General features: G+C 62.3%; 21 protein-coding genes. 6 read left to right on the forward strand and 15 right to left on the reverse strand.

What is annotated here, in order from left to right:
- The first annotated feature begins 108 nt into the window (after window positions 1-108).
- The 3 genes from ABNQ40_RS09060 (at window position 109) to ABNQ40_RS09070 (ending at window position 2,207) form a co-directional block, all read left to right on the forward strand.
- Window positions 109-783 (forward strand): phage tail protein, encoded by a 675-nt coding sequence (locus ABNQ40_RS09060; protein WP_391346144.1) that lies wholly within the window; start codon window positions 109-111, stop codon window positions 781-783.
- Window positions 784-1,119: 336 nt separating this feature from the next.
- Window positions 1,120-1,791: a phage tail protein gene (locus tag ABNQ40_RS09065; RefSeq protein ID WP_391346147.1), complete on the forward strand. Its 672-nt coding sequence runs from the start codon at window positions 1,120-1,122 to the stop codon at window positions 1,789-1,791.
- 95 nt (window positions 1,792-1,886) lie between these two features.
- The gene (locus tag ABNQ40_RS09070) at window positions 1,887-2,207 is read left to right on the forward strand and encodes a DUF6916 family protein (RefSeq protein ID WP_109046812.1); all 321 of its coding nucleotides are present in this window, start codon (window positions 1,887-1,889) and stop codon (window positions 2,205-2,207) included.
- Between the two features lie 101 nt (window positions 2,208-2,308).
- On the opposite strand, the gene ABNQ40_RS09075 is transcribed toward ABNQ40_RS09070, so the two are convergent.
- Window positions 2,309-2,893 carry a GNAT family N-acetyltransferase gene (locus tag ABNQ40_RS09075; RefSeq protein ID WP_247879412.1) on the reverse strand — a complete coding sequence of 195 codons (585 nt, stop codon included), beginning with the start codon at window positions 2,891-2,893 and terminating at the stop codon, window positions 2,309-2,311.
- A gap of 186 nt (window positions 2,894-3,079) precedes the next feature.
- Between ABNQ40_RS09075 and ABNQ40_RS09080 the strand changes: the two genes are divergently transcribed.
- Complete coding sequence (locus ABNQ40_RS09080; RefSeq protein ID WP_109046810.1) at window positions 3,080-3,571, forward strand: RT0821/Lpp0805 family surface protein; 492 nt, start codon at window positions 3,080-3,082, stop codon at window positions 3,569-3,571.
- Between the two features lie 64 nt (window positions 3,572-3,635).
- Here ABNQ40_RS09080 and ABNQ40_RS09085 read toward each other — a convergent pair whose 3' ends face one another.
- The 13 genes from ABNQ40_RS09085 to ABNQ40_RS09145 all read right to left on the reverse strand — a co-directional run bounded on the left by ABNQ40_RS09085 (window position 3,636) and on the right by ABNQ40_RS09145 (window position 22,580).
- Complete coding sequence (locus ABNQ40_RS09085; protein ID WP_158285488.1) at window positions 3,636-4,901, reverse strand: lipopolysaccharide assembly protein LapB; 1,266 nt, start codon at window positions 4,899-4,901, stop codon at window positions 3,636-3,638.
- Window positions 4,902-4,959: 58 nt separating this feature from the next.
- Complete coding sequence (locus ABNQ40_RS09090) at window positions 4,960-6,624, reverse strand: FkbM family methyltransferase (RefSeq protein WP_109046808.1); 1,665 nt, start codon at window positions 6,622-6,624, stop codon at window positions 4,960-4,962.
- A gap of 8 nt (window positions 6,625-6,632) precedes the next feature.
- Entirely contained in the window at window positions 6,633-7,739 is a 1,107-nt protein-coding gene (locus tag ABNQ40_RS09095; RefSeq protein WP_391346152.1) for a DegT/DnrJ/EryC1/StrS family aminotransferase, read from the reverse strand.
- On the reverse strand, window positions 7,736-9,403 hold the full coding sequence (locus tag ABNQ40_RS09100) for a hypothetical protein (RefSeq protein WP_109046807.1): 1,668 nt from the start codon (window positions 9,401-9,403) through the stop codon (window positions 7,736-7,738). Before ABNQ40_RS09100 ends, ABNQ40_RS09095 begins: the two co-directional genes overlap by 4 nt.
- Window positions 9,404-9,476: 73 nt before the next feature.
- On the reverse strand, window positions 9,477-9,923 hold the full coding sequence (locus ABNQ40_RS09105) for an FkbM family methyltransferase (protein ID WP_146255352.1): 447 nt from the start codon (window positions 9,921-9,923) through the stop codon (window positions 9,477-9,479).
- Window positions 9,924-9,944: 21 nt separating this feature from the next.
- A complete protein-coding gene (locus ABNQ40_RS09110; protein ID WP_109046805.1) occupies window positions 9,945-10,661 on the reverse strand; it encodes a methyltransferase, TIGR04325 family in 717 nt (238 codons plus the stop codon).
- Between the two features lie 238 nt (window positions 10,662-10,899).
- Window positions 10,900-12,759, reverse strand: a complete 1,860-nt coding sequence (locus tag ABNQ40_RS09115) for a class I SAM-dependent methyltransferase (RefSeq protein ID WP_146255351.1) — start codon at window positions 12,757-12,759, stop codon at window positions 10,900-10,902.
- Between the two features lie 77 nt (window positions 12,760-12,836).
- A complete protein-coding gene (locus ABNQ40_RS09120; protein ID WP_109046803.1) occupies window positions 12,837-14,519 on the reverse strand; it encodes a class I SAM-dependent methyltransferase in 1,683 nt (560 codons plus the stop codon).
- A 47-nt stretch (window positions 14,520-14,566) separates the two neighbouring features.
- A complete protein-coding gene (locus tag ABNQ40_RS09125; RefSeq protein WP_109046802.1) occupies window positions 14,567-15,457 on the reverse strand; it encodes a glycosyltransferase in 891 nt (296 codons plus the stop codon).
- Window positions 15,458-15,500: 43 nt separating this feature from the next.
- Window positions 15,501-16,490 carry an NAD-dependent epimerase/dehydratase family protein gene (locus ABNQ40_RS09130; protein WP_109046801.1) on the reverse strand — a complete coding sequence of 330 codons (990 nt, stop codon included), beginning with the start codon at window positions 16,488-16,490 and terminating at the stop codon, window positions 15,501-15,503.
- Window positions 16,491-16,906: 416 nt separating this feature from the next.
- On the reverse strand, window positions 16,907-19,036 hold the full coding sequence (locus tag ABNQ40_RS09135) for a glycosyltransferase (protein ID WP_109046800.1): 2,130 nt from the start codon (window positions 19,034-19,036) through the stop codon (window positions 16,907-16,909).
- Window positions 19,037-19,043: 7 nt separating this feature from the next.
- Window positions 19,044-21,479, reverse strand: coding sequence for a hypothetical protein (locus tag ABNQ40_RS09140; protein ID WP_109046799.1), 2,436 nt, complete (start codon window positions 21,477-21,479; stop codon window positions 19,044-19,046).
- Between the two features lie 6 nt (window positions 21,480-21,485).
- Entirely contained in the window at window positions 21,486-22,580 is a 1,095-nt protein-coding gene (locus ABNQ40_RS09145) for a 3-oxoacyl-ACP synthase III family protein (RefSeq protein WP_109046798.1), read from the reverse strand.
- 253 nt (window positions 22,581-22,833) lie between these two features.
- Between ABNQ40_RS09145 and ABNQ40_RS09150 the strand changes: the two genes are divergently transcribed.
- Entirely contained in the window at window positions 22,834-23,598 is a 765-nt protein-coding gene (locus tag ABNQ40_RS09150) for an SDR family NAD(P)-dependent oxidoreductase (protein WP_109046797.1), read from the forward strand.
- A 46-nt stretch (window positions 23,599-23,644) separates the two neighbouring features.
- Window positions 23,645-24,208 carry a GNAT family N-acetyltransferase gene (locus ABNQ40_RS09155; RefSeq protein ID WP_109046796.1) on the forward strand — a complete coding sequence of 188 codons (564 nt, stop codon included), beginning with the start codon at window positions 23,645-23,647 and terminating at the stop codon, window positions 24,206-24,208.
- A gap of 31 nt (window positions 24,209-24,239) precedes the next feature.
- Here the strand turns inward: ABNQ40_RS09155 and ABNQ40_RS09160 are convergent, their stop codons facing one another.
- Entirely contained in the window at window positions 24,240-25,529 is a 1,290-nt protein-coding gene (locus ABNQ40_RS09160; RefSeq protein ID WP_109046795.1) for a DUF1501 domain-containing protein, read from the reverse strand.
- Window positions 25,530-25,533: the final 4 nt, after the last annotated feature.

Genomic DNA, 25,533 nt, shown 5'->3' on the forward strand with positions numbered 1-25,533 from the left:
GAGAATATTCATGTACTTTATCCACCTTGTCAGCGCGAGGCCTCCCTTCCAACCGGCGGGTGCTCGTCGCCGTTTTCAGTTGGCATCAATCGGTTCGGAGAGTTCATTATGGACGCCTATATCGGCCTGATTTTCCCGTTCGCCGGCACCTACGCGCCGTATGGCACCGCCCAATGCTGGGGACAGCAAATGGCCGTGCAGCAATACCAGGCGCTATTTTCGATAATTTATAATATTTATGGTGGCAATACTACGTCGAATTTCAACCTTCCGGATCTGCGCGGTCGCGTCCTTGTCGGCGCCGGCGTCAGCCCGTATCTGGGCAACGCGACCGTGAACGTCGCCTCTTTCGGCGGATCGGCGTCCACCACGCTCACCCAGACCAACCTGCCGGCGCACATCCACGCCGCCAGCTTCACGCCGGGCGGCGGTTCCTCCTCGTCCACCATCAACGCCACCGTGTCGATCCCGGTGGGCTCCGCGACGAACGGATCGGCCACCCCGGCCGCCGGCAACAACTGGCTGGGCGGCGTCGCGGTGGAAGACCCCAATGGCGGCAATTTCAACACCACCGGTCCCTACCTCTCGGCCAATCCCGGCGCCGGCTCGAACCTGACCGGCACCGCCACCGGCACCGTCACGGTGTCCGGCGGCGGCGGCGGCACGGTCACCGTATCGCCGGGCGGCGGTGTGGCGAATCCGACGCCCATCAACAATCTGCAGCCGTATCTGGCGGTCACCATGTACATCGTCACCATGGGGCTTTACCCGACCCGCGACTGACGGCTGGCTGGAGGGGCAACGTGCCCATCGGCATGCCCGCGGACAACTGCGGATGCCGACTTGGCCGTTCGGCTCCTTGCCGGCCCTGCCGCCACCTCTCTCATCCTCGTCCGCGCAAAGGCTTTCAGAGGAGCGCCGACCCGTCTGACGCCATCAGCGCAAGAGGCCGGATCCAGCCCGTTCAGACACTGATCTGCGGAGCTTTCCGGCCCCCGCCTTCTTGAAGGCGATGTTGAGAGAGGCGGCAGCCAGCCGGGACAGCGCCTTCTCCGCCATTCTCGTGGCGGCGCGTCATTGCGCGCTTCAATCAACCTTAAACATATCGGAGGTTTCGTCATGGATGCTTATCTCGGCCTGATTTTCCCGTTCGCCGGCACCTTCGCACCGCAGGGCACCGTTCAGTGCTGGGGTCAGGATTTGCCCCAGGGGCAGAATCAGGCGCTGTTTGCGATCATCGGCACCCTGTACGGCGGCACCAGCCCGAACTTCAAGATGCCGGATCTGCGCGGTCGCGTCCTTGTCGGCGCCGGCGTCAGCCCGTATCTGGGCAACGCGACCGTGAACGTCGCCTCTTTCGGCGGATCGGCGTCCACCACGCTCACCCAGACCAACCTGCCGGCGCACATCCACGCCGCCAGCTTCACGCCGGGCGGCGGTTCCTCCTCGTCCACCATCAACGCCACCGTGTCGATCCCGGTGGGCTCCGCGACGAACGGATCGGCCACCCCGGCCGCCGGCAACAACTGGCTGGGCGGCGTCGCGGTGGAAGACCCCAATGGCGGCAATTTCAACACCACCGGTCCCTACCTCTCGGCCAATCCCGGCGCCGGCTCGAACCTGACCGGCACCGCCACCGGCACCGTCACGGTGTCCGGCGGCGGCGGCGGCACGGTCACCGTATCGCCGGGCGGCGGTGTGGCGAATCCGACGCCCATCAACAATCTGCAGCCGTATCTGGCGGTCACCATGTACATCGTCACCATGGGTCTTTTCCCGACCCGCGACTGACGATAGGCTGACGCCCCGGTTCCGCGTTCCGCGGGCCGGGGCGTTTTCGATCCGCAAAACCTGCGGAACGCCACCCTGTCTCCGGAACGCCTGCCATGACCGCCGATTACAGCACATTGTCCGCCGAACGCTTCGTCCCCCATGTCGGCCAGACTTTCCGCTTCCTGGCGCCGGAGGATGGATCCCCGATCGTCGAGGTCGAGCTGACCGTGGTCGCGGAACGGCCGGAGTTCACTCCCCGCTGGGCGAAGCGGACATCCTTTGCCCTGAAGTTCGAGACACCGGGAAACAGCGAGCTGTGGAACGGCAGCTATTTGATCGACCACCCGGTCGATGGGCCGATGGGGCCTTTCTATGTCGTGCGGACGGTTCCGCGCGACCCGGTCCGAGCCTGCTTCGAACTCGTGTTCAACTGACCGGTTTTCCGGGAACGCGCCTGTCCGAACCGCCGTTCCCCTCCTGTGGGAACGGCGTTTTTCGTTGCGTTGCCGGTAAGACGCGGCAGGAGGGGCCAGGATCAGGCCACGCCGCCCTGCCGCATCTGGGGCGGCAGGATCTGCGGCGGCAGATGCTGGATGCCCGGATGGCCGGGCGGCAGCCAGATCAGTTCCAGCATCGGCGGGGCCTGTACCAGCAGGTCGAATCCCAGCCGGTGATAGAACCAGTGGACGCGCGTGTCCGTCTCGCTCACCGACAGGGTCATCGGCAGGCGCAGTTGCATCGCCGAGCCCTGAAGGCTGCGCAGCAGATCGGTGCCGATGCCCTTGCCGCGGGCGAGCTTGTGGATCTCGACCTCCGCCACGCGCCAGTCCCAGCGTCCCAGATCCATGACGATCCGGCCGACCGGTTGTCCTACCTTCTCGACGACGAAATCCAGATGCTGCGGATAACGGGTTTCCTGCCCGATCCGCATAGCACTGTATTGCTGTTCGTAAAGCGTGCGGATGAAATCGCGGTCCTGGTGGGCCTGGGCAAGCCAGGGGCGGGCATCCATGAACAGCCCCAGCAGGAAATCATCGTCCGAAGGCCGGGGATGACGCATCGACAGGCCGCCCATCAATGGCAGGGTTCCCTGGTAGACCGCCATGCGATCACCCTTCATGGTGGTGAAAATATTCCACTTCAATAGCCGGAGGGGCAGGGGGATGGCAAGGGACCCGTTCACGTTCAGACAAGGCTGGACCGCACGGAAATGTGACAGGAAAACGGGATGGACCGGCTGCACAAAAGGCAACGCTTGCGCTATAAACGGAGACAGCGCCCTTTGGAAAAAAGAAAGCTCACTCCGATGCGTGCCCACATCCGCCCCACCCGTATCGCTGCCGTCGTCGTGCTTGCGCTGTCCACCACGCTGGCCGGCTGCCAGACCGGGTCGATGGGCACCAAGGAGGGGGTCGGCACCGTCGGCGGCGCCGTCGCCGGCGGCCTGATCGGTTCGCGCTTCGGCGGCGGTTCGGGCAAGCTGGTCGCGGTCGGCATCGGCACGCTGCTGGGCGCCTTCGCCGGCCGCGAGATCGGCGCCTCGCTCGACCGCGCCGACCAGCAATATGCCGACCGCGCCGCCTATCAGGCCTACAGCGCCCCGATCGGCCAGCGGATCAGCTGGAACAACCCGCAGTCCGGCAACCAGGGCACCGTCGTGCCGGTCCGCGACGGCTATGACGGGTCCGGCTCCTACTGCCGCGAGTTCCAGCAGACCATCGTCGTCGGCGGCCGCACCGAACAGGCCTTCGGCACCGCCTGCCGCCAGCCCGACGGGTCTTGGAAGATCGTGGGGTAATCGCCTGGATGGACGGGACGGAGAAGGAGCCTCTTTCCCGTCTCTCCATCATCCCCTGTCGCGTTCAAGATGCAATTGTCTCAATCTCCAGCCCCAGCTCTTTGTAAACGGGAATAAGCTTATCGGCAGCCCATCCCCGGCGCAGGATCCACAAAACCACCATTGTGGGATTGAGCGTCATCGCCCGACGATGAGCGGCCAAAGCTTCGCTGTCCCGTTTAGCGAGCTGCAAAGATAGACCAAGATTTATATAAAGAATTCCGTTTTTGGGGAAATTCTGAACAGCATCCTTCAGGATACTGATTGACTCTTCGATTCTTCCTTCCCGTAGCAAGAACAGAGCAAGATACGCATATAGCGTAGAGTTACGAGGGGCCATGACAATGGCCTTGCGGAGCAAAGGTTCCACCCCATCCTGGCGACTTTGCAGCATCCGGACAAAGCCAAGCTCTGCATGGAGCGGAGCGTGGGTAGGAGACACCTTAACACCATGTTCCAACACTGCCTCGGCTTCATCCAACCGCGACTGGAAAATAAGTGTAACCCCCAGCCAGTAAAGAGCTTCACTCTCCTTTGCGTCGATGTCCAATGCCATACGAGCCGCGCGTTCAGCCTCCTGGAAGCGCATTTCGTTGGTGAGCGCGTCGCTTATGCGGGCAAAAGTTAGAGCACTCGGCTTCAATTGGGCGGCCTTGCCATAAGCGTCCCGTGCCGCCTTCCAATCACCAAGCGTGTGGAGGCGTATCCCCATCTGCTCCAGCGCGAACGCGGACTCGAGATCGGAATGTGGATCGAGGTCCAGCATACGAGACAGGAACAGGATGGCTTTGTCGAGCTCTTCCCATGGCAAAGCCAGAGCATGATCGAGAAATATTTTTCTAAATCTGTCCGTGATAAACGGAGGAAAAGAATGAGATTTTATAAGGAAATAAGCCTTCTCGAGAAGAGATTCGGCTTCGCCCATTCTGTTTTTTTCATGAAGAACTCTGATTTGGGACTGAAGCGCGATGGCCTCAGCCTCCTGATCGAAGATTGGAATCATGGATCGGGCGCGATCCACCACAGCGGCGCGTTCGTTTGGCCGTCCCTGCTTTTCCAAAAGGTCGATCAGGCCGATATAAGGCGCCGACCAGCCGGGATTGACCAGAATGGCCCGCTCAAAGGCAGCCGCCGCAGCCTCCATGTTGCCTTCCCGGCAGATGGCACTCGCCATCTCATAATGGTAGTTGGACAGGACATCGTCCCTGATGCGTTTGGCCCATGCCCGGTCGTCAATCGGTGGCGAGAGCTTTTGGTCAGACTGTGATGCGGAAGCCACGGGCTGGGTCATGTCCTTCTCGTTTTCATCCGGCGCCTGCTCGGCATCATGGTGGAACTCGCCTCTGTTCTCAAGGCAACCCGCTGCCTCCGTTTCGGGCGCAGAACAGAGGGACCGTGCCGGTCCCCCAATCGTCAAGGGGGGAGAGAAGGCAGTGGGGATCGGGGCGGAGGGAGGCAACATCGGCCAAGCGCTCCTCCGGCACGGCGATAAGAGGTCCGCTGCAGAAGTCCGGTCCCGCCTCCAGGAGTATGCCCCCGTCGCCTGCGATGAACCAATGGAAACCCTCACCCGCGAGCTGGCGATAAAGCGCGACCTTGGACTCTCCATAGGACCTGGCCAACCGCTCATCCATGTCGCAGAGAATAATGGGCCGCGGGAACCGGGAGAGCAGAGCCGTGGCCCCCTCGATAACGTCGGTCTCGCCGCCGGCGACATCGATCTTGAGAAGATCGACGCGATCGAATCCCGTCTCGACCAGAACCGCGTCAAGCGTACCAACAGTGCAGGGTACGAAAGTCACGGGGACCGGCGGCATCAAAGAGGCCCTCAATCCATTCAGGCCGCTTTCCGTATCGAGCCGGACGCGCAACACGCCCTGCCGCTCTTCCGCACCCAGCGCGCCCTCCCAGGCGACAACATTCGTGCGATCGTTCAGGGCAAGATGCATCCGTAGCCGGACGAATTCCCGGGGGGACGCCTCGACAGCCAGAACACGGCCTTCCTCCCCCACCAGCATGGAGGCAAGCAGGGTGTAGAAGCCATGATGGCTTCCAACATCGACAGCCACCATCCCGGGCTTCAGGAAGGCTTGGACAAACGCGACCTCATTCGGTTCGAACTGATTGTAGAGGACTTGGCGCGATAGGACATCGGGCGCCGGAAGCCATTGGCATCCAAACGGCAATGCTTGCCGCGAAGCCGCGCGCGGGCGCCATCCGCGATGGACCGAGGGCAAGATGCGGCCGTCGACGAGACAGTGGGTGGCATCCCCGATGTTGAAGGCGAACATCTCGTGGAAGGCGAGCAGCTTGTTCCGGTTTTGTTCAGGGGTCTGCAGGCGCGGCTCACCGTAGATGTCGTCATTGCCACCCGGCGGAGCCATGGCGTGCGCATAGTCATGGTTTTGGTGATAACAGCGGAGAGCAAGCGTGACATCCAGAACCAGGAGACCGAGTATTCGGGCCCAATACATCATCCAGTTGTCCCACATGACCCTGCCGACCGCGAAAGGCGGCATGTATCCCCGAAGTCCGTGGCGGCGAAAGATCATGAAGTCAATGCCATGAACATCATGCCATGTGGCTCCAGCAGACAAAGCGCTCAACTCGGCGCGCCAATCGCCTGCAAAATCAAGCTCATGGCTGATGTCGACATCGATGCGTTGCCCGACCATGAGAAAATTCGGATGAAGCGCGGCGACGGCCGGGGCAAGCTGACCGATGTCCGGAGGCAGGATAATGTCGGCATTGACGTAGCAGAGAAATGGGTTTGCCGCGAGGTCCTGCGCCTTACGGAAAATGTCGTCGATCAATGGCGTTCCGAAAGACGTGAGACGCAAGGCTGGAACATGTGTCAGCCCATGCTCCCGCGCCATCTCGGCGACTCCGGCTTCATCGCCGAACAGGATGATTTCGGACCGTGGTTCGATCTGCATCCAGCTGCGGATGGCATTGCGCTGGATGACGCCGATATGTCCGACGAAGGGCTTCGGCACCGAGAAGAGCGTCAGCATCGGCTTTGTTATCCAACCACGTTGCGCAAGGCGGCGCAGACGCGTTGCTGGGCCTCCTGGGTGAAAGCGGGATAAAGCGGCAGTGAGAAGACCTCCTTTGCAGCCGCCTCGGTCACCGGCAGGTCGCCCTCGCGGTATCCCAATGACCGGTACGCCGGCATGACATGGATCGGGTGCGGGTAATGGATCGCAAGATTGATCCCTTGTGCTTTCAGGGTGTGCATGATCCGGTCACGCTCTGGATGCCGCACCACATAGAGATGATAGACATGCTCATTTCCCGGTGAGACCACCGGACACTGGAGGGATGTGTCGGCAAGGGCCTCGTCATAGAAGCGCGCAAGGGCTTGGCGCTGGGCATTTTGGGTGTCAAGATGGGCCAGCTTCACGGACAAGATCGCGGCCTGAACCTCGTCGAGGCGGCAATTATAGCCGTGCTCTTCTGCGAAATACGTGCTCTCCATGCCGTAAACGCGCAACCGCCGCAACCGTGAGGCAACCTCGTCATCGTCGGTGGTCACCAGGCCGCCGTCTCCGTAGGCCCCAAGATTTTTCGTCGGATAGAAAGAGAAGGCGCTTGCATCGGCAAGCGCGCCGCAGCGCCGGCCATGATGGGTGGCGCCATGGGATTGCGCGCAGTCTTCCACCACCTTCAGCCCATGGCGGCGCGCCACTGCAATCAATTGGCTCATATCGACGCATTGGCCATACAGGTGGACGGGAACAACGGCGCGCGTCTGCTCCGTAAGAGCGTCTGTCAATGCCCCCACATCCATCAGTCCGGTCGCTGGGTCGATATCGACGAAGCGCGGCACCGCACCGGCGGCGACAACGGCCGAGACGGTTGGAACAGCGGTGTTGGCCGTGGTTATCACCTCATCTCCCGGCTTGATGCCAAGAGCGCGCAACGCCAAGGTGATCGCATTGGTGCCGTTGTCCACCCCGATCCCAAAGCGTGCCCCGCAATAGGCGGCGAAATCGGCTTCGAACCGGGACACCCGCTCCCCGAGGATCAGCCGGCCGGACCGGAAGGTCGCATCGACCGCCTCCAGAATCTCCGTCCGAAGGGCATCATACTCTTCAAGATAGCTCCAGACATTGATCACGCTGTTCACTCCATGACCGGAGAATGCGGCAGCCCACGGCGCAGCAGGAACCCGCAATATTCGACATGTTCGGGGGCATCAGGGATAAAGGGACGGTCCGGAAAGAAGAACTCGCGCTCCAAAGAGAATCCCATATCCGACAAAATCTGGAGGAATTCCAAACGATTGATCGCCCAACCCGGAGAGGCCGTCCGGTAGTCGGTGTGGAAAAGCCGCTGCAGAGTCACGAAGGATGGAACGCTCATGACCATGGGAAGCCGCGATACATACAGCCACTCCCCAGTGCTTCCCGCCAGCTTGCGAAGCACGGCCCTCCAGTCCTCAGCATAGTGTAGGGCGCTGTTCGCCATCACCAACGCATAACGACGGCCAAACGTCGCGGCGTCATCATCCAGAAAATGGATTTCCGGCAGGAGCTCCCGTCCCCGCGCGGCGACCAGCGGCACCTCATGACAATGAAACGCGATCTCAATCTCTGGCATCAGCAGTTGGGCGGCCACGGCATGAATGCCGAGGCCGCCCCCCCAGTCCAGCACGGACAGCGGCCCGCCGCGAGCCGCCCGGGCGGCGACATAGCCGAACGACAGCAAACTGTTGTGCATGGCAAGGTCACTGCCGAGCGGAACGGTGGCCTGCCGTCGCCGCTGCATGATCTGCAGGCGGACCTCCAAGGCGTCGACGACGCTTTGCACATTCCATCCCGGCACGGCGTCGCCGACCGGCACCCATCCGTCTGGAAGATATTCCCACTCCGGAAGCCCGGCATGCGGGTGGCCAGGCGCCGCATAGCGGATGTCGGCCGGGGCTTGCCCCCCAGTGCCCGATGGCGGCGCGATGATGTGTTCATAGGGTGTGTAGATGAGGTCCAAAGCCCGCTCGTCCGGCGCGCGGCTGTTCCGCACATAGCCCTCGATGTCCCGGTTGAAGCGGCCGTCTGCCCCCTGCTTGAGGCCATGAAAGTGATAGAATATCAACGGCTCATCATCAACGAACACCGCTCCGTCGCGCACCGTCAGCAAATGGGTGTCGATGTTCCAAGGCGCCAAGTTCGCGCCCTTGCTTTCGATGATGTGGACATTGGGATAGCGCGACGGCCAGTCGTCGAGATAACGCTGGTCGGCAAAGCGGGTGCCGTCATGATAATCGTAGCACCAGTCCAGGCACTTGCACCGATACTCCTCCAGGCAGGAGAGGCCCGTTCGATCCCTCCGCCATGTGATCCAACCGACGTTAAAAATGCCGGCAATGCGCGTCCGGTAATTCACCGCCGAGAAACGATGCGGGATGATCGCCACCGAGCTGTTGGCGATCTCATCGAAGATCAGGGACGGGGACAGGAAGAAGGAGATGTCCGCATCCAGATAGGTGAGGCGACCGGTATCCGGCCGGGTCTTCAGAAGGAAAAGGCACCATGCTGGGGTGCAGGTGAAATAATATTCGACTTTCCGTCGATTGGCCTTCGCCTCCAGCAAAGCCGGATCGAAAGCCTCCAGCGTCTCCAGCGCCACAGGGGTGACATCGAGACTGGGTCGTTGCAGGAAGTGGGCATGAGTTTCAGCGTCGAGGCACAGAATATGGAGGTGGAAAGGAGTCGCATGACGCCGCAGGGAGTCGAGCAGAGCAAGGCCGCGTGACAGGTAGTTCTTATCAAAATATGTGCAGTAATGTTCCATGGATTTTTATCCGACAACAGGCGACGACAAGAGAGGGAAAGCCTTTTCTGGCTTTATTTCATAGAGCACATCATCATCCATGCTTGTCCAGAATGCCGCTGATCGTCAAAACGGGAGCGCGGAATTCAAATATCTCGTCGTGCGGCAGGAATTGCTTGCCGATTTTCAAACGGGCTGCCTCCTGCTCTGGCGACATGCAGCCACGGGTGGTGACCATCAGGTTGTAAAAGACGAGGTCTACTTCGTCTTTCCCAAAACCAAGAGGCGTGAGGGCTCCCCACTCGACAATGGATTGAGGCTGATTTCTCACACACTCATCGAACGTCTCGGGAATGGGCTCGACAAGGATGCCGCGCCAACCCCGACGTTCCTCGGAATACCGTGTGTTGCTCTGGGTGACTCCGTCATTCACGCCGGCTTCGAAAAAGATTCTATCATCGCTATCCATATAACGCTCAAGCTTGGCGTCAGAGTCAAAACAACCGTAACAACAAGACATGGCGCTTCCTGTGATCGGCATTGAAAATATTGCTAATTTAGATCAGGATGTCCGTTTGAACAGGCAATTGAACTGCATAATCGGAATGCCATTTTCTTCCATCCCAAATGGCTTCAGATCAAGAGATACAATACGCCGATATTGAGGTTCGAACAGCGCGAAGAAATTCGCGCGATTCACAAATGTGACGGGATAGGAAATTTCATAATTTTCCATTCCCTCTGGCAGAGGTCCCGGACCATTGTCTCCCAACATGGAAGTCTGTATCCGCGTATGGCGCTCTCCTTTGCACAAAGGGGTGCGGCTCATGGAGACATAGCGTGGTGCGGAGGCAAGCAGGCGACGGACAGTCACTTCGGGATCGGGAACATACTGGATTGCGCTGGAGCAATTCACGACGTCGACGCCGCCCAACCACCCAAGCCCATCCTCGATGCTGTTGAAATATCGCAGCCCCTCATCCGCAAGCGACTGGCATTGCTCGGCCATCGCCGCCGTCTCAACCACGGCCCATCGCAGGGGCATTTCTGGGAAAGCATGCCGAAAGGTGAAGGCATGGATGCCGGCGGCACCGCCGAAGTCCAACACGCGCACAGGCGCGTCGCAGGCGTCCCGACTGGCGGCAAGGATCGCCATGATGAGTGTCGCCATATCGCTTGCCGGGAGGGGATAGCGTGCCATGTCGGCAACGACCCTGCTGGTCTTCTGGAAGACCACATCAACGATGGCTTGATTTTCGTAGCTACCAGCGCCTGTCATGATCCCGCCTTCAACTCCGATGAGAACCCATCATTCAAAGATTTGGTAACAGACAATAAATTAACAAACGTTTACCAATGGACTTCAAAATAATATTGAGACCGTGCTTTTCTGCCGTCAAGCTCATTGTATATTTCGAAATCCTGCTCGCCCGGACTCTCCCGGTCCATCGTCTTGTTTATGCATCAACAGGCAATGGTTGCCGTCAATCCCAACAGGCATAGAGGGAATGCGTGTGTCACCGCAAGACCAGAACCCTCCCATCCGTCAGTACGGCATAGCGCGGTTCCGGGTTGGTGGGCAGAAGGCGGTTCAGGTCGCGGGCTGCCTCAGCATCGGCTGCCACAACCAATTGAATGGGGAGGGGCGGGGCGATCATGCTTGGAGCGAACAAAGGATCGGGGTAGGTCGCGACGATCTGAATGCCGGGCTCCCCTCGATAAACGCTGTCCTGCCCATCCGGCACGAGCGCATCGATCCTTATGCCGGCCTCGATGAGCCTGACGGCCAACGGGCTGACCAAGTCCTGCAAGGGGTGAGTGATCACACCAACGTGATCCATGCCATGCAACACAACCGCCACCAGCGCATCCAGACCGGCATCCTGGACATCCGCGATTCCTGGGGGCGTTTCGGCGATCGGCTGTCCCAGCTCCAGGCGGCGAACCCGCAAGACGGACTGGCCGAACTGCTGTCCATCCGTATCCGCAATCAATTCGACCGCGAAGCAGTCGCCACTCCCGACGCCTTCTAGCGGGACGCTGACCCGTGTCCAAACCCCACGCAGCAGGGGCATATCCCGACAAACCTCGTCGTCGATCCGCACCCGAAGGCGAATGGGCGGCGCCCATCCGAAATCAGGAGCCAGCACCTCGATGTTCAGGCTGTCCTGATCGTCGGACCGCCGGAAGAACCAGCGCCCGCACTGGTACATGGTTCGATGGGGGGCCGATTGGGTTTTGGCCTGCCAGCCATTCAACAGCAGGAATTTTGAGTGCTCGACATCCTCGAACCGGGATTCGGCAAGATGCGGCGGAAGGCGGCGGGCGAGGCTGGGCAAAATCCGTCTCCCACTTTCCAGCCATCGGGCTATGTCGAGTGGTCGAACCCAGCCACGACTCTGGCGCTGCTCCGGCAAAGGCGGGGACCGATGAACCGACACGCGCAAGGCAAGCGAGCCGGCATGGGCACGCAGGACGGGTCCCGCTTGCTCAAGCGACCACGTCCGCCGAAAGGTGCTTGTCCCCGGCCTGCCCGGCAGATCCGAGAGGGAGTTGCTCAACACCATGGTCGTCACGGCATCGCCCATGGCCTCCAAAGGGCCGAGAAGATCGTCGATCGATGGAAGGCTCTCATTCACGCCGCGCAGAACGGCTTTATGTGCGTTGAAGACAGCCAACTCATCCGCCAGGGTCTGATGCGAGGCCCGGTAAGGGTCGGAGGTCGTCACCAAGCCACCGCCGGGACGGACAACCCGAATCATCTCCTCGATCCCGCGGCGCACGTCTCCCATATGATGCAGTGCCGCATTGCAGAAGACCCAATCGAAGGATTGGTCGGCAAAGGGCAGAATATGCGAGAAGCCACCGACCCAGCGTATGTCGGGGAGGAAGCGCAAGCCCATCGCGGCCAGGACCGGGCTTGCCTCCAAGGCGGTGACCTCGGCACCGGCAGCGACATGGCGGGCCGCATCAACGCCACATCCCGCCCCGACAACCAGAACGCGCTTGCCGGCCAGAGAGATGCCCTGAAGAAGAATGCGCAATTCCCGCCACTCATCATACCGGCAGGCGATCCAATCACCCGTTTCCCGGTCCGTCTCCTGGAAAGCACGGTTTGCCCTGCTGACCGATCGGTGATGCTCCGCCAGCAGAGCGTCGTTGGCAACGAATCGGTTGAACTCAGACCTTTCTTTGCGCTCCAGCGGCCTCTGACACCAGGAGAGTTTGCACTCCATTTCCGCCACCTCCATGAGCAGAAACAGATCGCCGGTTTCATACGCCCCGAAAAAGGGCACCCCCCACAGCGCATCGACATCCGCACCACAAACCGGACAACGCAAAGCCCCGGCAACGGTTCGGCTCACCTCGACCGTCAAAGACTGCGGCCAAGCCCCGGTGCTGCCGCAGCTCACGCACCGGAAGTCGGTGGTTGTGATGTCGAGAGACTGTCCTGTCACGGCGAAGGCCTGAGGAAGGGATTGCGCGGAAGCCCCGTCACATCCCAGCCATCCCCTTGCAGCGCCTGCCGAACGGCTTCGGTTGGCTCCCTCTTGAAGAACACCATCATGAGAATGTCGTGTTTCGTACGCCCCAAGCGGCAATTCTCATCCTTCTCGCGCAATTGCGCCATGAGATCGATGAAGATCGGCGACACCGGACTGGCCGGACTGAATTCGCACCCCCGAATGTAAGCCGTGTTGATGCCTTTGAAGGCGATCGCGGGAAAATTCAATCCAGCGGCGACCTTGACCATCTCACGCCGGGAAACCGTATAAACGTAGTTCCCGGATGTTTCGTAATTATACCGCTCAATATGATCCAGAAGGACCGGGGGGTCGATCAATGGATCCTGCGGCTCCACCAGAACGACGCCCTGTCGTGCCACACGAAGCATTTCGTAAAGTGCGATCATTGGGCGTGGGAAATGATGATAGGCCTCTTTGCAGAGGACGTAATCGACCGAATCTGAGGACAGGCTCAACGCCTCGGCATTTTCGACCTGGTACGGAATGTCCTGACCATAGCGGGCAGCCTCCTTCAGCAGCGTGTCCGAGATGTCGGAGGCGATGACCGAGGAGAACCCGCAGCGGGAGACATGGAGCGCATCCAACCCGAAACGCCCGTCCCCGACTGTCAGCCAACTGGCATCGCCGCCTTGGCGCAAGCAAACAGCCGCTCCATAGAGACGGTGCTGCAAAACATAGTTCGCATTGCTTTCATCGAACCAAGAGGCTTGAATAAGTTCCCTCTCCGGATCGTCGAGCGTTGCCTCCATGTGGCTGCGGTGAAGGGTATAGCTCAGTTCATGGAACGGCGTAGCCGATACGGCGGTCGCCGCAGCCGGCATGCCGAACAGGGCACAATGGCCGCGACCGCCGAACGGCAAAAGGCGGCTCAACGCAGGGAGTTCCATCAACAGGGCGTTGATGTCCGTTTCCCGCCCTGGATTTGCCACCCGCCATTCGCTGGCCTGTGCAAGGTCTACGGCATCGCTTGAAAGGGCTGACAGCACTGCAGCCTCCATCGTACCGCTGGCGTCACGCCCAAGATCCGACAACACGCTGGCGACGAAATCCCCGACCATGTCGATCAAGGCAGCCAGCTTTCCATCGTTGAGTGCGGACGGCCAACTGCCGGCGACAAGGCAGTCCATCAAAACCAGGCGGCATTTCCAAGAGGCCCGGCGCATAAGACCGCGAAACAGCGCATCATTGAGCAGCGTGCCGGCCTCGAGGCCCGCGATGTCCATCCCGCTGTCTCTCAGACGTGCGATCTCACGGTCCGTCACCTCCGTAAGCGGCCGGTAACGAACGTCATCAACATGGTTGGTCATGTAGGGAAAGGCATTGACGACCCTTGAGAACCCGGCATTCGCAAGGAAGCGACCGATGTCCGAATAGCTCTGACTGGCAATGATGATCCCGGCGTCCCGCGCCACCGTAGCGGCCAATTGTTCAGGCTGCAGGATGGGACACCCGTCCAGTTCACCCCGTTGGCGTGCGTCGACGAAGCCGGAAATCCGGAAAGCGTAGAATCGCTCAAGCTTGCGTTTGATCATCAGGCCGCCGTCACCGGCGCCGTAAACATAGACGATGCCTTGCCGCGGTAAATCCTTGAGATTGTGTGCGTCCATCATCCCGTGCAGCCCGTTCTCTTAAATGATCATCCGTGCGTTCTTTGTTATCAGATACCGCGTTGGTGACGATGAAAATCGCGAATAAGTTGAAACATTTTCGGGCTGTGTTCAACCGCAATGTCGGTCAGAGGAACCGGTGTCATACGGATATGTGTGTCATAGACGGTTGAGGCGCTGCAATGTTCGCCGCTTCCATCCATACCGATGTTGTGGACCAGGGACTGTCCTGGAAAGAGAGAGAGCATATCGGCAAGAATCACCGAGGCGCGCCAGCGGATCGCCCAGGAATTGTTTCGGCCGGCAATCTGATCGCGCAGCATATCCATATACGGATAACCGCCGTCGAAGTCGAAGAAGCTGGCCAAGCCTCGCACCTGCAACTCTTGAAGCAGGCGCGGGCCATCTGCATCGAAGACATCCCAGGCTCTTTTCCAGGTCGCCCACCCCCAGCAATCCGCATCCCGCAGGAAAAACAGGTCCGGAGCCGCTCCGGGCAAGGGATACATGTACCCGTTCACGCTGGCGATCCGCGTGTCATCGGCATAACGAACCAAAGAATCATTCATGAAACGCAAGAAGTGCGGGGCCACCACCAGATCATCCTCGACAACGATGACACGCCCATAAGCGGCGGTCACCGCTGACACTCCGGAGATGATGGATTGAGCAAGCCCAAGATTGCGGGGCTGACGCACGACCTCGACACTGGCGAAACCGGTCACCGCAGCAGCCAGCCGTCGAACAGCATCGACAGCGGGTTGATCCACCGCGCTTGCCGCGCCATCGCAAAAGATCAGCAACGGGGTTGAAGAGGCAAGATCATTCCTCTGCAACGCGTCCAGCGTACGGCGCAGATGGTCTGGTCGGCGATAGGCGAACAGAGCAATAGGAGCGTATTGCGGCAACATTCCCTCAGCGTTTGGCACGGCTTTCGGCATTCACCAATCTTTCCAGAAAATGGCAGAATGGATACAAAGCAATCTATATGTAATGGGACAAATTATCCCGATAATACGCCATAGTCCGCATGATGCCGTCGGCCAGACCTATGCGTGGCGCCCAGCCGGTGGCGCCGGAAAATTTTTCCGAGTTCGTGTAATAATCACCGATATCGATTTTCTTGCGACTGGCCGGGAATTCCTTGATCTCGTAGGTCGCACCCGGTTGGTTGCGCACAATAAGATCGGCGACCTCCCTCAAAGAAATCACTTCGGAGCCGCCGATGTTGAACGTTCCGCCATTGAGCGCCTCATTGGATGCGGCAACGATCAGAGCGTCGATCACATCCTCCACATAATTAAAGTCCCTCTTCTGTGCCCCCTCCCACACCTCGATTGGCCTGCCCTCCAATGCCTGCCGAATCCAGATGCCAAGAAAAGTCTGGCGCGCGTCCTTGATACGCATCCTTGGTCCATAGACATTCGTCAACCGAAGGACAACAGATCGTATTCCATACACATTGTTATAGAGGATATGGTAGAATTCTCCGGCTGCCTTGTTGATTCCATTGACATCCACCGGGACGATCGGGTGACTTTCATCCACAGGAAGATATTGTGGGCGTCCGTAAAGCTGCCTTGTGCTGGCAAAAACAAGCTTTACTTCTGGGTTGCATTGTCGGCAGACCTCCAGAAGACTAAGCTGTGAGGCGCAATTGATATCCAGATCCGTGAATGGATCCTCCATGGAATCCATATGGCTGGTTTGTCCAGCAAGATTGAAGATGATGTCCCTATCTTTGACCAAAGCCGGCAGGCTATGCCGATCCCGCAAATCGGATATATTGACACGAACCCGATCGCGAACCGGTTGGATGTTGAAAAGCATACCGCCATAAAGAGGGATCAGGCTGTCGACCAAAAGGACATCTGCGCCCTCCTCGACAAGACGGATTGCCAGGTTCGCGCCAATAAATCCCAACCCACCTGTGATCAGAACCCGCTTTCCTGCCATCTTATCGATTTTAGACATTGGGTGTGCACTTTCGGTCGGTATGAAACGCGCAGTCGAAGAATGTTCTCACACCTTGCCTCTCACCTAGTTAACTGATAGTTAATTCATTCATCCAGGCACCCTGCACACAGTTAGGCAACAAGGAAGCATCACGGAAGCGGCTGAAAAATCCAAGAAAAACATCGAAAAATACATTTGCAAGGTAATTATTTTTATTATATCTTTTAATATTTTATTTTATAATAAAATAACTAACAGAATACAGATGAAAATACACATTCAATTAGTCAGTAATTGTTCTTTGTATCAAATACGAAACAGCTTCTTATTTCAGAAGATTTCCCAAAGAGATGAAAAAATTTCTTGCGACGGGCTGACGGCAGCGCTCAAATGGCCATTTCTTCTGTCAAGATGAAGAAATTTCCGACGGATTTTTAGGGCGACAGGTGTAACGCAATAAATGGGTAAGCATTGTATGGTTGGACAAGCTCCAAAGCCAAAAGTCTCTTGGCGATTTCCGACACATACTGACTGGCAATAATGATTCTGGCATCCCTCAACACCTTCCCCATACTCTCAGGCCGCGCAATGGGAACACCCCAACATTCGCCATTCTTCATGCCGTCAAGAAAGCCGGCGAAGGCCAGATGGTCCCACTTGGCGATTTCGAGCTGCACAATCCGACCTCCACGGGAAGCCCCATAAACATAGATGGGGCGGTCGCCAGGCAGCGCTGCGAAATCCGCCGCTGTCACGAGTCGAGGCAGGCGAGCCGCGAGGTCAGGGTCGAGATCCGATGGCGCGGTAAGGGGACAAGGGGCCGTGCTCCCACCTTCCAGGTCGGTGCAAGGTTTGGCAGAAGGCATCGTCAACGCGGTCAGACGACCAAGGCGGGCGCTCTCCGCCTCCACGCCGCGATCAGCCCGCCAATTCGTTCTCATGGTTAGAAGGCCACTGTTCCCCAACCCGCAGCGGCAGGCGATCTGATGGGCCAGGAAGGCGCCCCAGGCATCGTCCAGCCCGGGATCCCGATGCAGGATTGGCCGAAGACGCTCCCGTCGCACAAGAAGCGTGGCCACATGAAGGCCGGCAGCGACCGTCGCTGGGTTGGTGAGGTCTATGGCGGAAAAGCCGATGGGAACCGGCAGTGCCTCCGCCTGCTGCCAATCCGGCGCTTCCCCCGCTCGCATGGGCTGCAGCGCGCCGCTGTAAACGGCCTCGGCATCCAGCTTTTCCGCCGCCTTCAACAGGGTCGCGACATGGTTGGGGAAAGGGCGGCTTCCGACCGGAAGAACACCGACCCAGTCGGCCCGGGCCGCCCGCAATCCGGCCCACAGAGCGGCCGAAGCGGGCAGGCCAAAGGACAGGCGCACCGTCCGCACGCTCCCCAGCCTGGCAGCCACCGCCCGCTCCAGCGCCGGCACTTCCTCCGACGAGACCAGCACAAGACCAACCGGTCCGCTTCCCTGCTGGGCCGCCACGGCTTCGATCCGGGCTTGCGCGTCGGCCCAGTCGTCAGGCCGCACCGGAAGCACGAGATCGACCGAACTTCCCGCCCTGGCTTCAGCCGGCCGTGCAGTGGTCAGGCCGGCTGAAGCCAGGGCGGGAAGCTCGTCGAAAAGCACATCCAGGCTGAAGCGCGTCCGGAAAATCTCCTGCGCCGCACGAGCCATGGCCCGCCCCTCGCCCGGATGGGCACGCGCCCAGGCGACCTGGCCCAGGATTTGCTCCGCCACCCCAGCTTCGCCGGATGCCGTATCGACATACAGCACGGTGTCGCCGAAGGCCTGCACGATGAAGGGATGGCGATCGGCGACGATCAGTGCGCCGGCAGCGGCCAGTTCGAAGACGCGCATGTTGGGAATGCCGGCGTCGACATGAGGCGGCAGGTGCAAACACAGACCAAGGCCGCAGCGGTTGGCCTGCTCCAAGACTGTCCGGCCGTCGAACGGCGACTCTCCGGCGAAGGCCGCCGCCATATGGCTCCAGCGGCTGGGATGACCATGCAAGGCAAGAACGCCGGCGTCGGCCAGCCTGGACAGCAAAGAGGGGAAACGCCGGCCGTCCCAGTTGGAGCCGATGTAGAAGAGCTGGCTGCCCGCCGAGAGGCGGGGCTCCAGGGGGAGCGTCTGGGCGCTGGGATAGATGGGTGCAGTCAGCAGCGGACGGGCGGTGGGCCAGAAAAGCTCCTCCACATGACGGCGCAGTTCCTCGCTGGCCACCAGCCAGCCATCGTAGGAGCGCTCGTTCTGCTCGGCGACCCGGTTGCCCGCATAAAATGACGGCGGATTCCAATGACAAGCCACGGTGAAGTGGCGGGTCAGCTTCGGCGTGACTTGAGGATGCAGGGAGACGACGATGTCCGGGTCGAACGCCTCAATGTCCGCCGCCCGGTGAAGAACGGCCGCGTCCCATCCCTTGGCCTGGGCCGCCCACAGCATCCGCAGCGCCAGCTCGCGTTCGGCGAACACGGCATCCGGCGCGAACGGGTTGTGGAACACGACCCGCAACCCCGGCTCCGCCACCTCGGCGGGCTCCCCCATTTTTTCCGATCCTATCAGCATGCCGGCGTCACCCTCCGCGCCGTGCAGGAGCGTCCTTGGCCATGGTCCCCTGCAAATCAGGCCGTCCCAGCGCGATGATCCTCACGGTCTGTCCGGCCGCGTCGAAATGGTCGTGAAGCAAGGATGCCAAGCGATCCGCATACCCCAGAGTGACCAGGGCGACAGGAACGGGCCCGCAATCGGGCAAGCGCTCGAAGGGCAGGACCGGCACACCATGGTAGAGCGTTTGCGGGACCAGATGCGGCATCAGGTCGGCATAGGCGACCAATTCCAACCCGGCTTCCCGCGCGATGTGAATGAACTCCGGCCCCATTCCGCCGTCGCCGCCCACCGCGGCAAGACTCACCCGCGTCATTCCCTGGTTCCGGATCTCCGCCACCAGGGCTCGGCAGACGGCGCCATGCCCGACTTCGAGAGCCAGGGCTTCGGCCGGCCGGCGAAAAATGCCGGGGCTTCGCAGGGTCAACGCCCCCTGCGGCCAAGGCACCGTCAGTGGCCGCACCCCAAGCGCCATGCTCATCAGCGGCGCTGCGATGGCTTCGCCCAGTCCTGCCACGGCGGCAAGGGCCTCCGCATCGCAAATCCCGCGCTCCAGACCGGTTCCGTCATTGTAATCGTACCGCAAGGCACCAAGGCGTCGGGCCTCTTCGTCCGTCGGCATCAGCAAAGCGCAAGCCAAAGGAAACAGAGCCTCCTCCCCCGTCGGCAAGTGGAGATCGCCTTGCCGCGGACAACCGGCACGCAGCATCCCCGCATAACGGCGGATCCCCGCCTGCAGCAAGGCCAAGGCTCGGGCTTCCTCGCCATGGGCCGGTGCCGCCCCGGTTACCGGGATCGCCCGGCCCGCCTCGTCCCGTCGGTAGCCGAGGGTCGTGCCGCACAACCCAGTCAAGGCGCGCTCCAGGATTTGCGGGCTGCGGTAGAGGATGCGACCAAGCCCCATCGCCAAGTCGGTTTCACCGCAAAAGACGCTGGCGCGGATGCCGGAGCCGAGCGGCCCGGCCAAGTCGGGCACCCCATAGCAAAGATGGACATGCGCCCGCCGTCGGCCATCGTCCAACAGGTCGATGATGGCCGTGGGCGTCCGGCCCCGCGCGCCGAGGTCCACCAACGCCACCCTTTCGTCGGTGCCCAGCCGCTCAGCCAGATAGCTCCGGGCAAGGGTTCGCGTTTCTGCCGCCCGCCCCGCCGCGCTCCGCCTCAGATCGGGAGCGTCGAACAGAGCCAGCACCGCATCGAGTGCAACGCCACCCTCCGGCAAGCTCCGTCCCGCCAACCCTTCCAGGGTCAGGCCGGCCAACGCCACAAGGGCCGGCGGAACTTTTCCTCCCGCCTGGTGCAGCAGGGCATCCCATTGCAGGTGCGGACGCGCCGTCAGAATCGAGCGGGCCGATGGCCCATCCAACCCGGCAAGCTCCAGTGGTGCCAGCGCTTGCCGCGAGGTGAACAGAGGCTCCACCCGCATCGCGTAGCCGCGATGATCGATCCACTCCCGCATCAGGGGGGCGAACAGATCGGCCTCGCGCATCAGGGGGGCGATCAGGCGGATACCCCGCCTCCGACAATCCTCGACCACCCACCGGCAATATTCAGCCACGGCCGGGCCGAGAACAAGAGCGCCGAACTCGAGCCAGAATGCATCATCCGGCGTGTCGGTTTGCCCTGCCAATGCCGCCAAGCGGCGCGGGAATGGCGGAGCCAGGCCGGCGAAGCCCATCGCGGCCCGCTCCCGCTCCCGCATCCGGGTCAGCCCCGGGGGCGGCGCATAGTGCACGGCACGCAGGCCCGCGGCGCGGGCCATGGCAACATCGCTGACCGGATCATCCCCCACATGAAGGATAGAAGCGGCGGATAGATCGGGATGATCGTCGAGCAGCAGTTGGAACAGTCCGCCATCCCGCTTGGAACACCCATGGGCGCAGGATACATAGAGGTTCCGGTACAACGCCTCACCGATCCCGGCATTGCCGAGAAGACCGCGGATGACAGCGGGCGGCAGATACATGTCGGAGAGGAGAACCACCGGCCGGTCTTGGGCCGCCAAATCCTGTAATCCCTCCAGCAGGAATGGATTGGCGAACAGGACCTCCGCCTCCACGGCGATTTCCAGCGCCATCAGTGCGGCTGGGTCCCCGACTTCGATCTGGCGATAGATGTCGGCCAACCCGACTTCGTCCGTTCCATGGTCCTGGCGGGCCTCCTGGCGGGCACGGCGTTCCGCGGCCTGCCGGACCATCCGAAACAGGGGCGGGGTCAGGCTGGCATCGATCAGACCGGCGAGGCGGGCGCGACGACCGACCTCGTCGAACACGTTGGCCGGCGTCTCCACTCGGCGCAGCAACAGCGTGTCGAAAATATCGAGAGAAACGAGGACCGCCGGATCGTCAAGGGTCCAGGGAAAGCGAGGGCGGGGAGCCGGAGCGCGCATCATCGCGAAGGCCATGCCGCTTCACACCGCCAGCACCGGATACCCCTCCGGCAAATCCACCACCTGCGGCTCCGGCATCGGCCCAAGCTCCGCCACCATCGCCCCCCAGGACCAGCCCACCCCGAAGCCGGCCATCAGCGTCTTCACCGGCCCGGCCGCCAGGAGCCCCCCCATGCTGTGGCAGAGCGCCAGCGGAATGGAGGCGGAACTGGTGTTGCCGAAGCCCTGCATGTCGATGACAAACTTCTCTGCCGGCGCCTTCACGCGCTTGCGCAGATGCTCCAGCATGAAGGCGTTGGCCTGGTGCAGGACGAAGCGGTCGATGCCCTCGACATCGGTGCCGGCATGCTCCATCGCCTCGCGCAGCAGCGGCGGCACGGCGCGCAGCGTGAAGGAGAACACCTCCGCCCCGTTCAACGCCAGGCGGGAATCGCGCTCCAGCTGGGCGGCCGCCTTCTCGTCGGCGATCCGACCGGCGGTGCCGACCGGCGGGATCAGGCTATGGCGCTTGCCGCCGGCCTTGACGAAGATGTGCGGCGCGCCGGCACCGTCGGTGCCGATCACCACCGGGATGGACGGGGCCGCCGCGTCGACCTCCAGCGCGGTGGCCGATCCGGCATCGCCGAACAAGGGCAGGGTGGCACGGTCTTCCGGATGCAGGTGGCGGGTCGGGTTGTCGCCGCACAGCACCAGTGCCCGCTTGGCCGTCGACCCGCCCAGCAGTTTCGCCGCGATCCACAGGCCGTAGACATAGCCGGAGCAGCCCAGCGGCACGTCGAAGGCCGCGGCACTGGTCGGCAGCCCCAGCCGGTGCTGCATGATGCAGGCGGTGGCCGGCAGCACGTAATCGGCGTCCTGCGAGACGAAGACCAGCACCTCCACCGTCGCCGGGTCCCAGCCCAGCTGCTGCATCAGCCCTTCCGCCGCGGCGACGCAGAGGTCCGACGCGCAATAGGGCGGCGGCAGCACGCGGCGCTCCTGGACGCCGATGGTGGCGGCCAGCTTCTTCGCCTCCTCCACCGTGAACATGCCCGGATCCTCGACGAAGGAATGGCGCTGGGGCGGCACCACCGCGCGCAGGCCGGCGATCCGGATGCCGTCGATGATGGCTTTCATGGCTGTCCTGTCCTTCGCGTGTTCAAGGGCCCGGCGGGGCCTCTTCGGAAACCGGTGGCCGGCACCATAGCCCACATCATAGTGCACAGTGGCGCGGGATTGGTTTCCGGATCCTTGATTGCCGACAATTACGGCGCAGAGCATCCCCAGCCAAGCCCCATCCACCGCTCATCGAAAAAGCCGCAGCCGGAGGCGGAACGCGCCTGTGCTATGGTCCGCATCCCGACACGCCACCAACCTGGATTTTCCCGCCATGACAGCCGTCTACAACCCCATGGACCTGACCGGCCGCCGCATTTTGGTGACCGGGGCGTCGGCCGGGATCGGCCGGGCAACGGCGGTGGTTCTGGCGAAGCTGGGGGGGCGGCTGGTGCTGAACGGCCGCGACGAGGAGCGGCTGGCCGAAACGGCGGACCGGCTGGAGGGCGAGGATCACGCCATCGCCCCGTTCGACCTGTCGGACCTCGAAGCCGTGCCCGGCTGGGTGAAGGGGCTGTGCGCCGACGATGCACCCTTCGACGGCATCGCGCACTGCGCCGGCATCCAGACCTTGCGGCCGATCCGCATCTTCTCCGCCGCCTTCTTCGACGAGGTGATGCGGGCCAACCTGGGCAGCGCGTTGGCGCTCGCCCGCGGGCTGCGGCAGAAGGGCTGTCATGCCAAGCGGGCGGCAATCGCGCTGATCTCCTCCACCGCCGCCACGGCGGCCTCACCCGGCAACGTCGTCTATGCCGCCAGCAAGGGCGGCATCATCGCCGCCACCAAGGGGCTGGCGGTGGAGCTGCTGAGCGACGGCATCCGCGTCAACTGCGTGGTCCCCTCCATCGTCGAGACCGAGCTGATCGAGCGCGGCAAGCAGAAGCTGACCGCCGAGCAGTACGAGCATCTGCGCACGCTGCAGCCGCTGGGCTTCGGCCATCCCGACGACATCGCCCACATGATCGCCTATCTGCTCGCCGACACCAGCCGCTGGATGACCGGGTCCATCGTCACGGTGGACGGCGGCCGCACCGCCTGAGGCCCGCGATGCGCCATCTCAATCGGACGGAATCGGGAGCCCTGGCATGAGCGGCTCACTGACCTTCATCGAACCGACGGAGGACCACGCAGAACTGCTGCTCGACTGGCGCACCCGGCCCGACATCGCCAGCCAGATGCTGACCGCCGTGCCCTATGACGTGGAGCGGCAAAAGGCATGGCTGCGGCGCTGCGCGGAGCGTGACGACTATGTCCACCGCATCCTCTGCGTCGACGGCGTGCCGGCGGGCCATGTCTCGATCACCGTGACCGAGCCGGAGTGGCGGATCGCCACCTTCGGCGTGCTGATGGGCGAGCGGGCGGGACGGATGGGTGCCGCCCCGCTGAACTTCGCCTACATGCTGAACCACGTCTTCTTCACGATGGGGCTGCGCAAGGTGGTGAACCACATCATGGGCACCAACAGCCCCCGCCTGCTGAAAGGCCAGCCGATGATCGGCTACCGCCCGGTCGGCGTGCTGAAGCGCCAAGTGGTGAAAGACGGGCAGGAGATCGACCTGCACATCTTCGAAATGCTGGCCGAGGACTGGCTGGCGGTGCGCGACCGGTTCAGGGTCTACCAGGACATGGACGGGCGGGAGTGGAAGTAGGAGGGAAAGAGCCGCCCCACCGCCCTGTTCCTCACCCCCGCAGCACGCTCAGCGGCGCCCCCTGGAAGCCCGGAAAGCCGCGCGCCGCCGGTGCGCCGATCAGTTCCGACAGCACCGTCCGGTAATCGGTGGTGACCGCCAGATCGACGCCGCGGTCCAGCTGGTGGCTGGCCAGCCCCGGCCAGCGGCCCAGCATACGCCCGCCCGCCACCCGGCCGCCCAGCACCAGCATGGCGCCGCCATGGCCGTGGTCGGTGCCCTGGCTGCGGTTTCCGCGCAGGCGCCGGCCGAACTCGCTCATCACCACCACCGTCAGGTCGCGTTCATAGCGCAGGGTATCGGTATGGAAGGCGGCAAGCGCGCGCGACAGCTGGCCGACGGCGGTGGCGAAGCGCCCCTGCTGGTTCTCGTGGGTGTCCCAGCCGCCGACATCGACGCAGGCCGCCCGCAGGCCGATGTCCATCTTCAGCATGCGGGCGACCGTCTGCAGCGCCCGTCCGGCCTCGGTCTCCTCATAGACGGCCCCGCCCTCCGCATCGTAGGCGGCGACCTTGCCGTCCGTCCCGCGCGGCAGCCGGCCGTCGACCGCCGACAGCCCGTCGAGCGCCGCCCGAGCCGCCCGCTCATAGGCGCCGTCGCCCTGCCGGGACAGCGCCGCCAGCACCGCCGCCGCCTGCGGCCCGCCGGGAGGGGCCAGCCCGCCGCGCAGGTCGGGCACGGCAAGCGCGCCGCCCAGCCCCGCAAGGGCGGCGGCCGGAGCGGCGGCGGTGCCGATGGCCGGAACCCGTCCTTGCTCCCTCTCGCCCTCATCCCCCTCACCATGCCCGCCCTCGCCAAGCCAGCGGGCAACCCAACCGCTGCCGGTGCGGGCGAGATCCTCCTCGCGGGCGATGCCGCGCTCCATCAGGTCCTGGGCGACGAAATGGCTGCGGGTGCCGTCGGTCAGCCCCACCGCATGGACGATGGCGAGCCGGCGGGCGGCATAGAGGTCCGCCAGCGGGGCGGCGTCCGGATGCAGGCGGAAGTCGAGGGAAGGGGCCAGCGTCTGCTCCAACCGGATGCCCGCCTTCGGCCCCTCCGCCATCACCCGCAGCTCCGGTGTCCGCGCGGCGCGATAGTCGGGGTCGTCGGCCGGCGCCACCAGCGCCAGCATGTCCGCCCCGCCGCGCAGGAACACCACCACCAGCGTGCCGGCCCCCAGCATCCCGACCGGCGCCTCGACAGATTTATCGGCGGCAAAGGCAAGGCTGCGGACACCGGGCAGCCCCGTCAGACCGGCCATCAGCCCGCCCTGCATCACACCGCGGCGTGAGATCGTCATGGCC

Source organism: Azospirillum sp. A23 (genome assembly GCF_042938965.1).
In the GTDB taxonomy this organism is placed as follows: Bacteria; Pseudomonadota; Alphaproteobacteria; order Azospirillales; family Azospirillaceae; genus Azospirillum; species Azospirillum melinis.

Bases quoted from the DNA above. Each gene is read 5' to 3' on its own strand.
- ABNQ40_RS09130 (WP_109046801.1), bottom strand. From the start codon at position 16,490: ATGTCTAAAATCGATAAGATGGCAGGAAAGCGGGTTCTGATCACAGGT.
- ABNQ40_RS09160 (WP_109046795.1), bottom strand. From the start codon at position 25,529: ATGACGATCTCACGCCGCGGTGTGATGCAGGGCGGGCTGATGGCCGGT.
- ABNQ40_RS09070 (WP_109046812.1), top strand. From the start codon at position 1,887: ATGACCGCCGATTACAGCACATTGTCCGCCGAACGCTTCGTCCCCCAT.
- ABNQ40_RS09135 (WP_109046800.1), bottom strand. From the start codon at position 19,036: ATGCTGATAGGATCGGAAAAAATGGGGGAGCCCGCCGAGGTGGCGGAG.
- ABNQ40_RS09150 (WP_109046797.1), top strand. From the start codon at position 22,834: ATGACAGCCGTCTACAACCCCATGGACCTGACCGGCCGCCGCATTTTG.
- ABNQ40_RS09090 (WP_109046808.1), bottom strand. From the start codon at position 6,624: ATGCTGACGCTCTTCTCGGTGCCGAAGCCCTTCGTCGGACATATCGGC.
- ABNQ40_RS09110 (WP_109046805.1), bottom strand. From the start codon at position 10,661: ATGACAGGCGCTGGTAGCTACGAAAATCAAGCCATCGTTGATGTGGTC.
- ABNQ40_RS09155 (WP_109046796.1), top strand. From the start codon at position 23,645: ATGAGCGGCTCACTGACCTTCATCGAACCGACGGAGGACCACGCAGAA.
- ABNQ40_RS09060 (WP_391346144.1), top strand. From the start codon at position 109: ATGGACGCCTATATCGGCCTGATTTTCCCGTTCGCCGGCACCTACGCG.
- ABNQ40_RS09105 (WP_146255352.1), bottom strand. From the start codon at position 9,923: ATGCCGATCACAGGAAGCGCCATGTCTTGTTGTTACGGTTGTTTTGAC.
- ABNQ40_RS09145 (WP_109046798.1), bottom strand. From the start codon at position 22,580: ATGAAAGCCATCATCGACGGCATCCGGATCGCCGGCCTGCGCGCGGTG.
- ABNQ40_RS09085 (WP_158285488.1), bottom strand. From the start codon at position 4,901: ATGACCCAGCCCGTGGCTTCCGCATCACAGTCTGACCAAAAGCTCTCG.
- ABNQ40_RS09120 (WP_109046803.1), bottom strand. From the start codon at position 14,519: ATGATGGACGCACACAATCTCAAGGATTTACCGCGGCAAGGCATCGTC.
- ABNQ40_RS09065 (WP_391346147.1), top strand. From the start codon at position 1,120: ATGGATGCTTATCTCGGCCTGATTTTCCCGTTCGCCGGCACCTTCGCA.
- ABNQ40_RS09125 (WP_109046802.1), bottom strand. From the start codon at position 15,457: ATGCCGAAAGCCGTGCCAAACGCTGAGGGAATGTTGCCGCAATACGCT.
- ABNQ40_RS09140 (WP_109046799.1), bottom strand. From the start codon at position 21,479: ATGGCCTTCGCGATGATGCGCGCTCCGGCTCCCCGCCCTCGCTTTCCC.
- ABNQ40_RS09075 (WP_247879412.1), bottom strand. From the start codon at position 2,893: ATGAAGGGTGATCGCATGGCGGTCTACCAGGGAACCCTGCCATTGATG.
- ABNQ40_RS09100 (WP_109046807.1), bottom strand. From the start codon at position 9,403: ATGGAACATTACTGCACATATTTTGATAAGAACTACCTGTCACGCGGC.
- ABNQ40_RS09080 (WP_109046810.1), top strand. From the start codon at position 3,080: ATGCGTGCCCACATCCGCCCCACCCGTATCGCTGCCGTCGTCGTGCTT.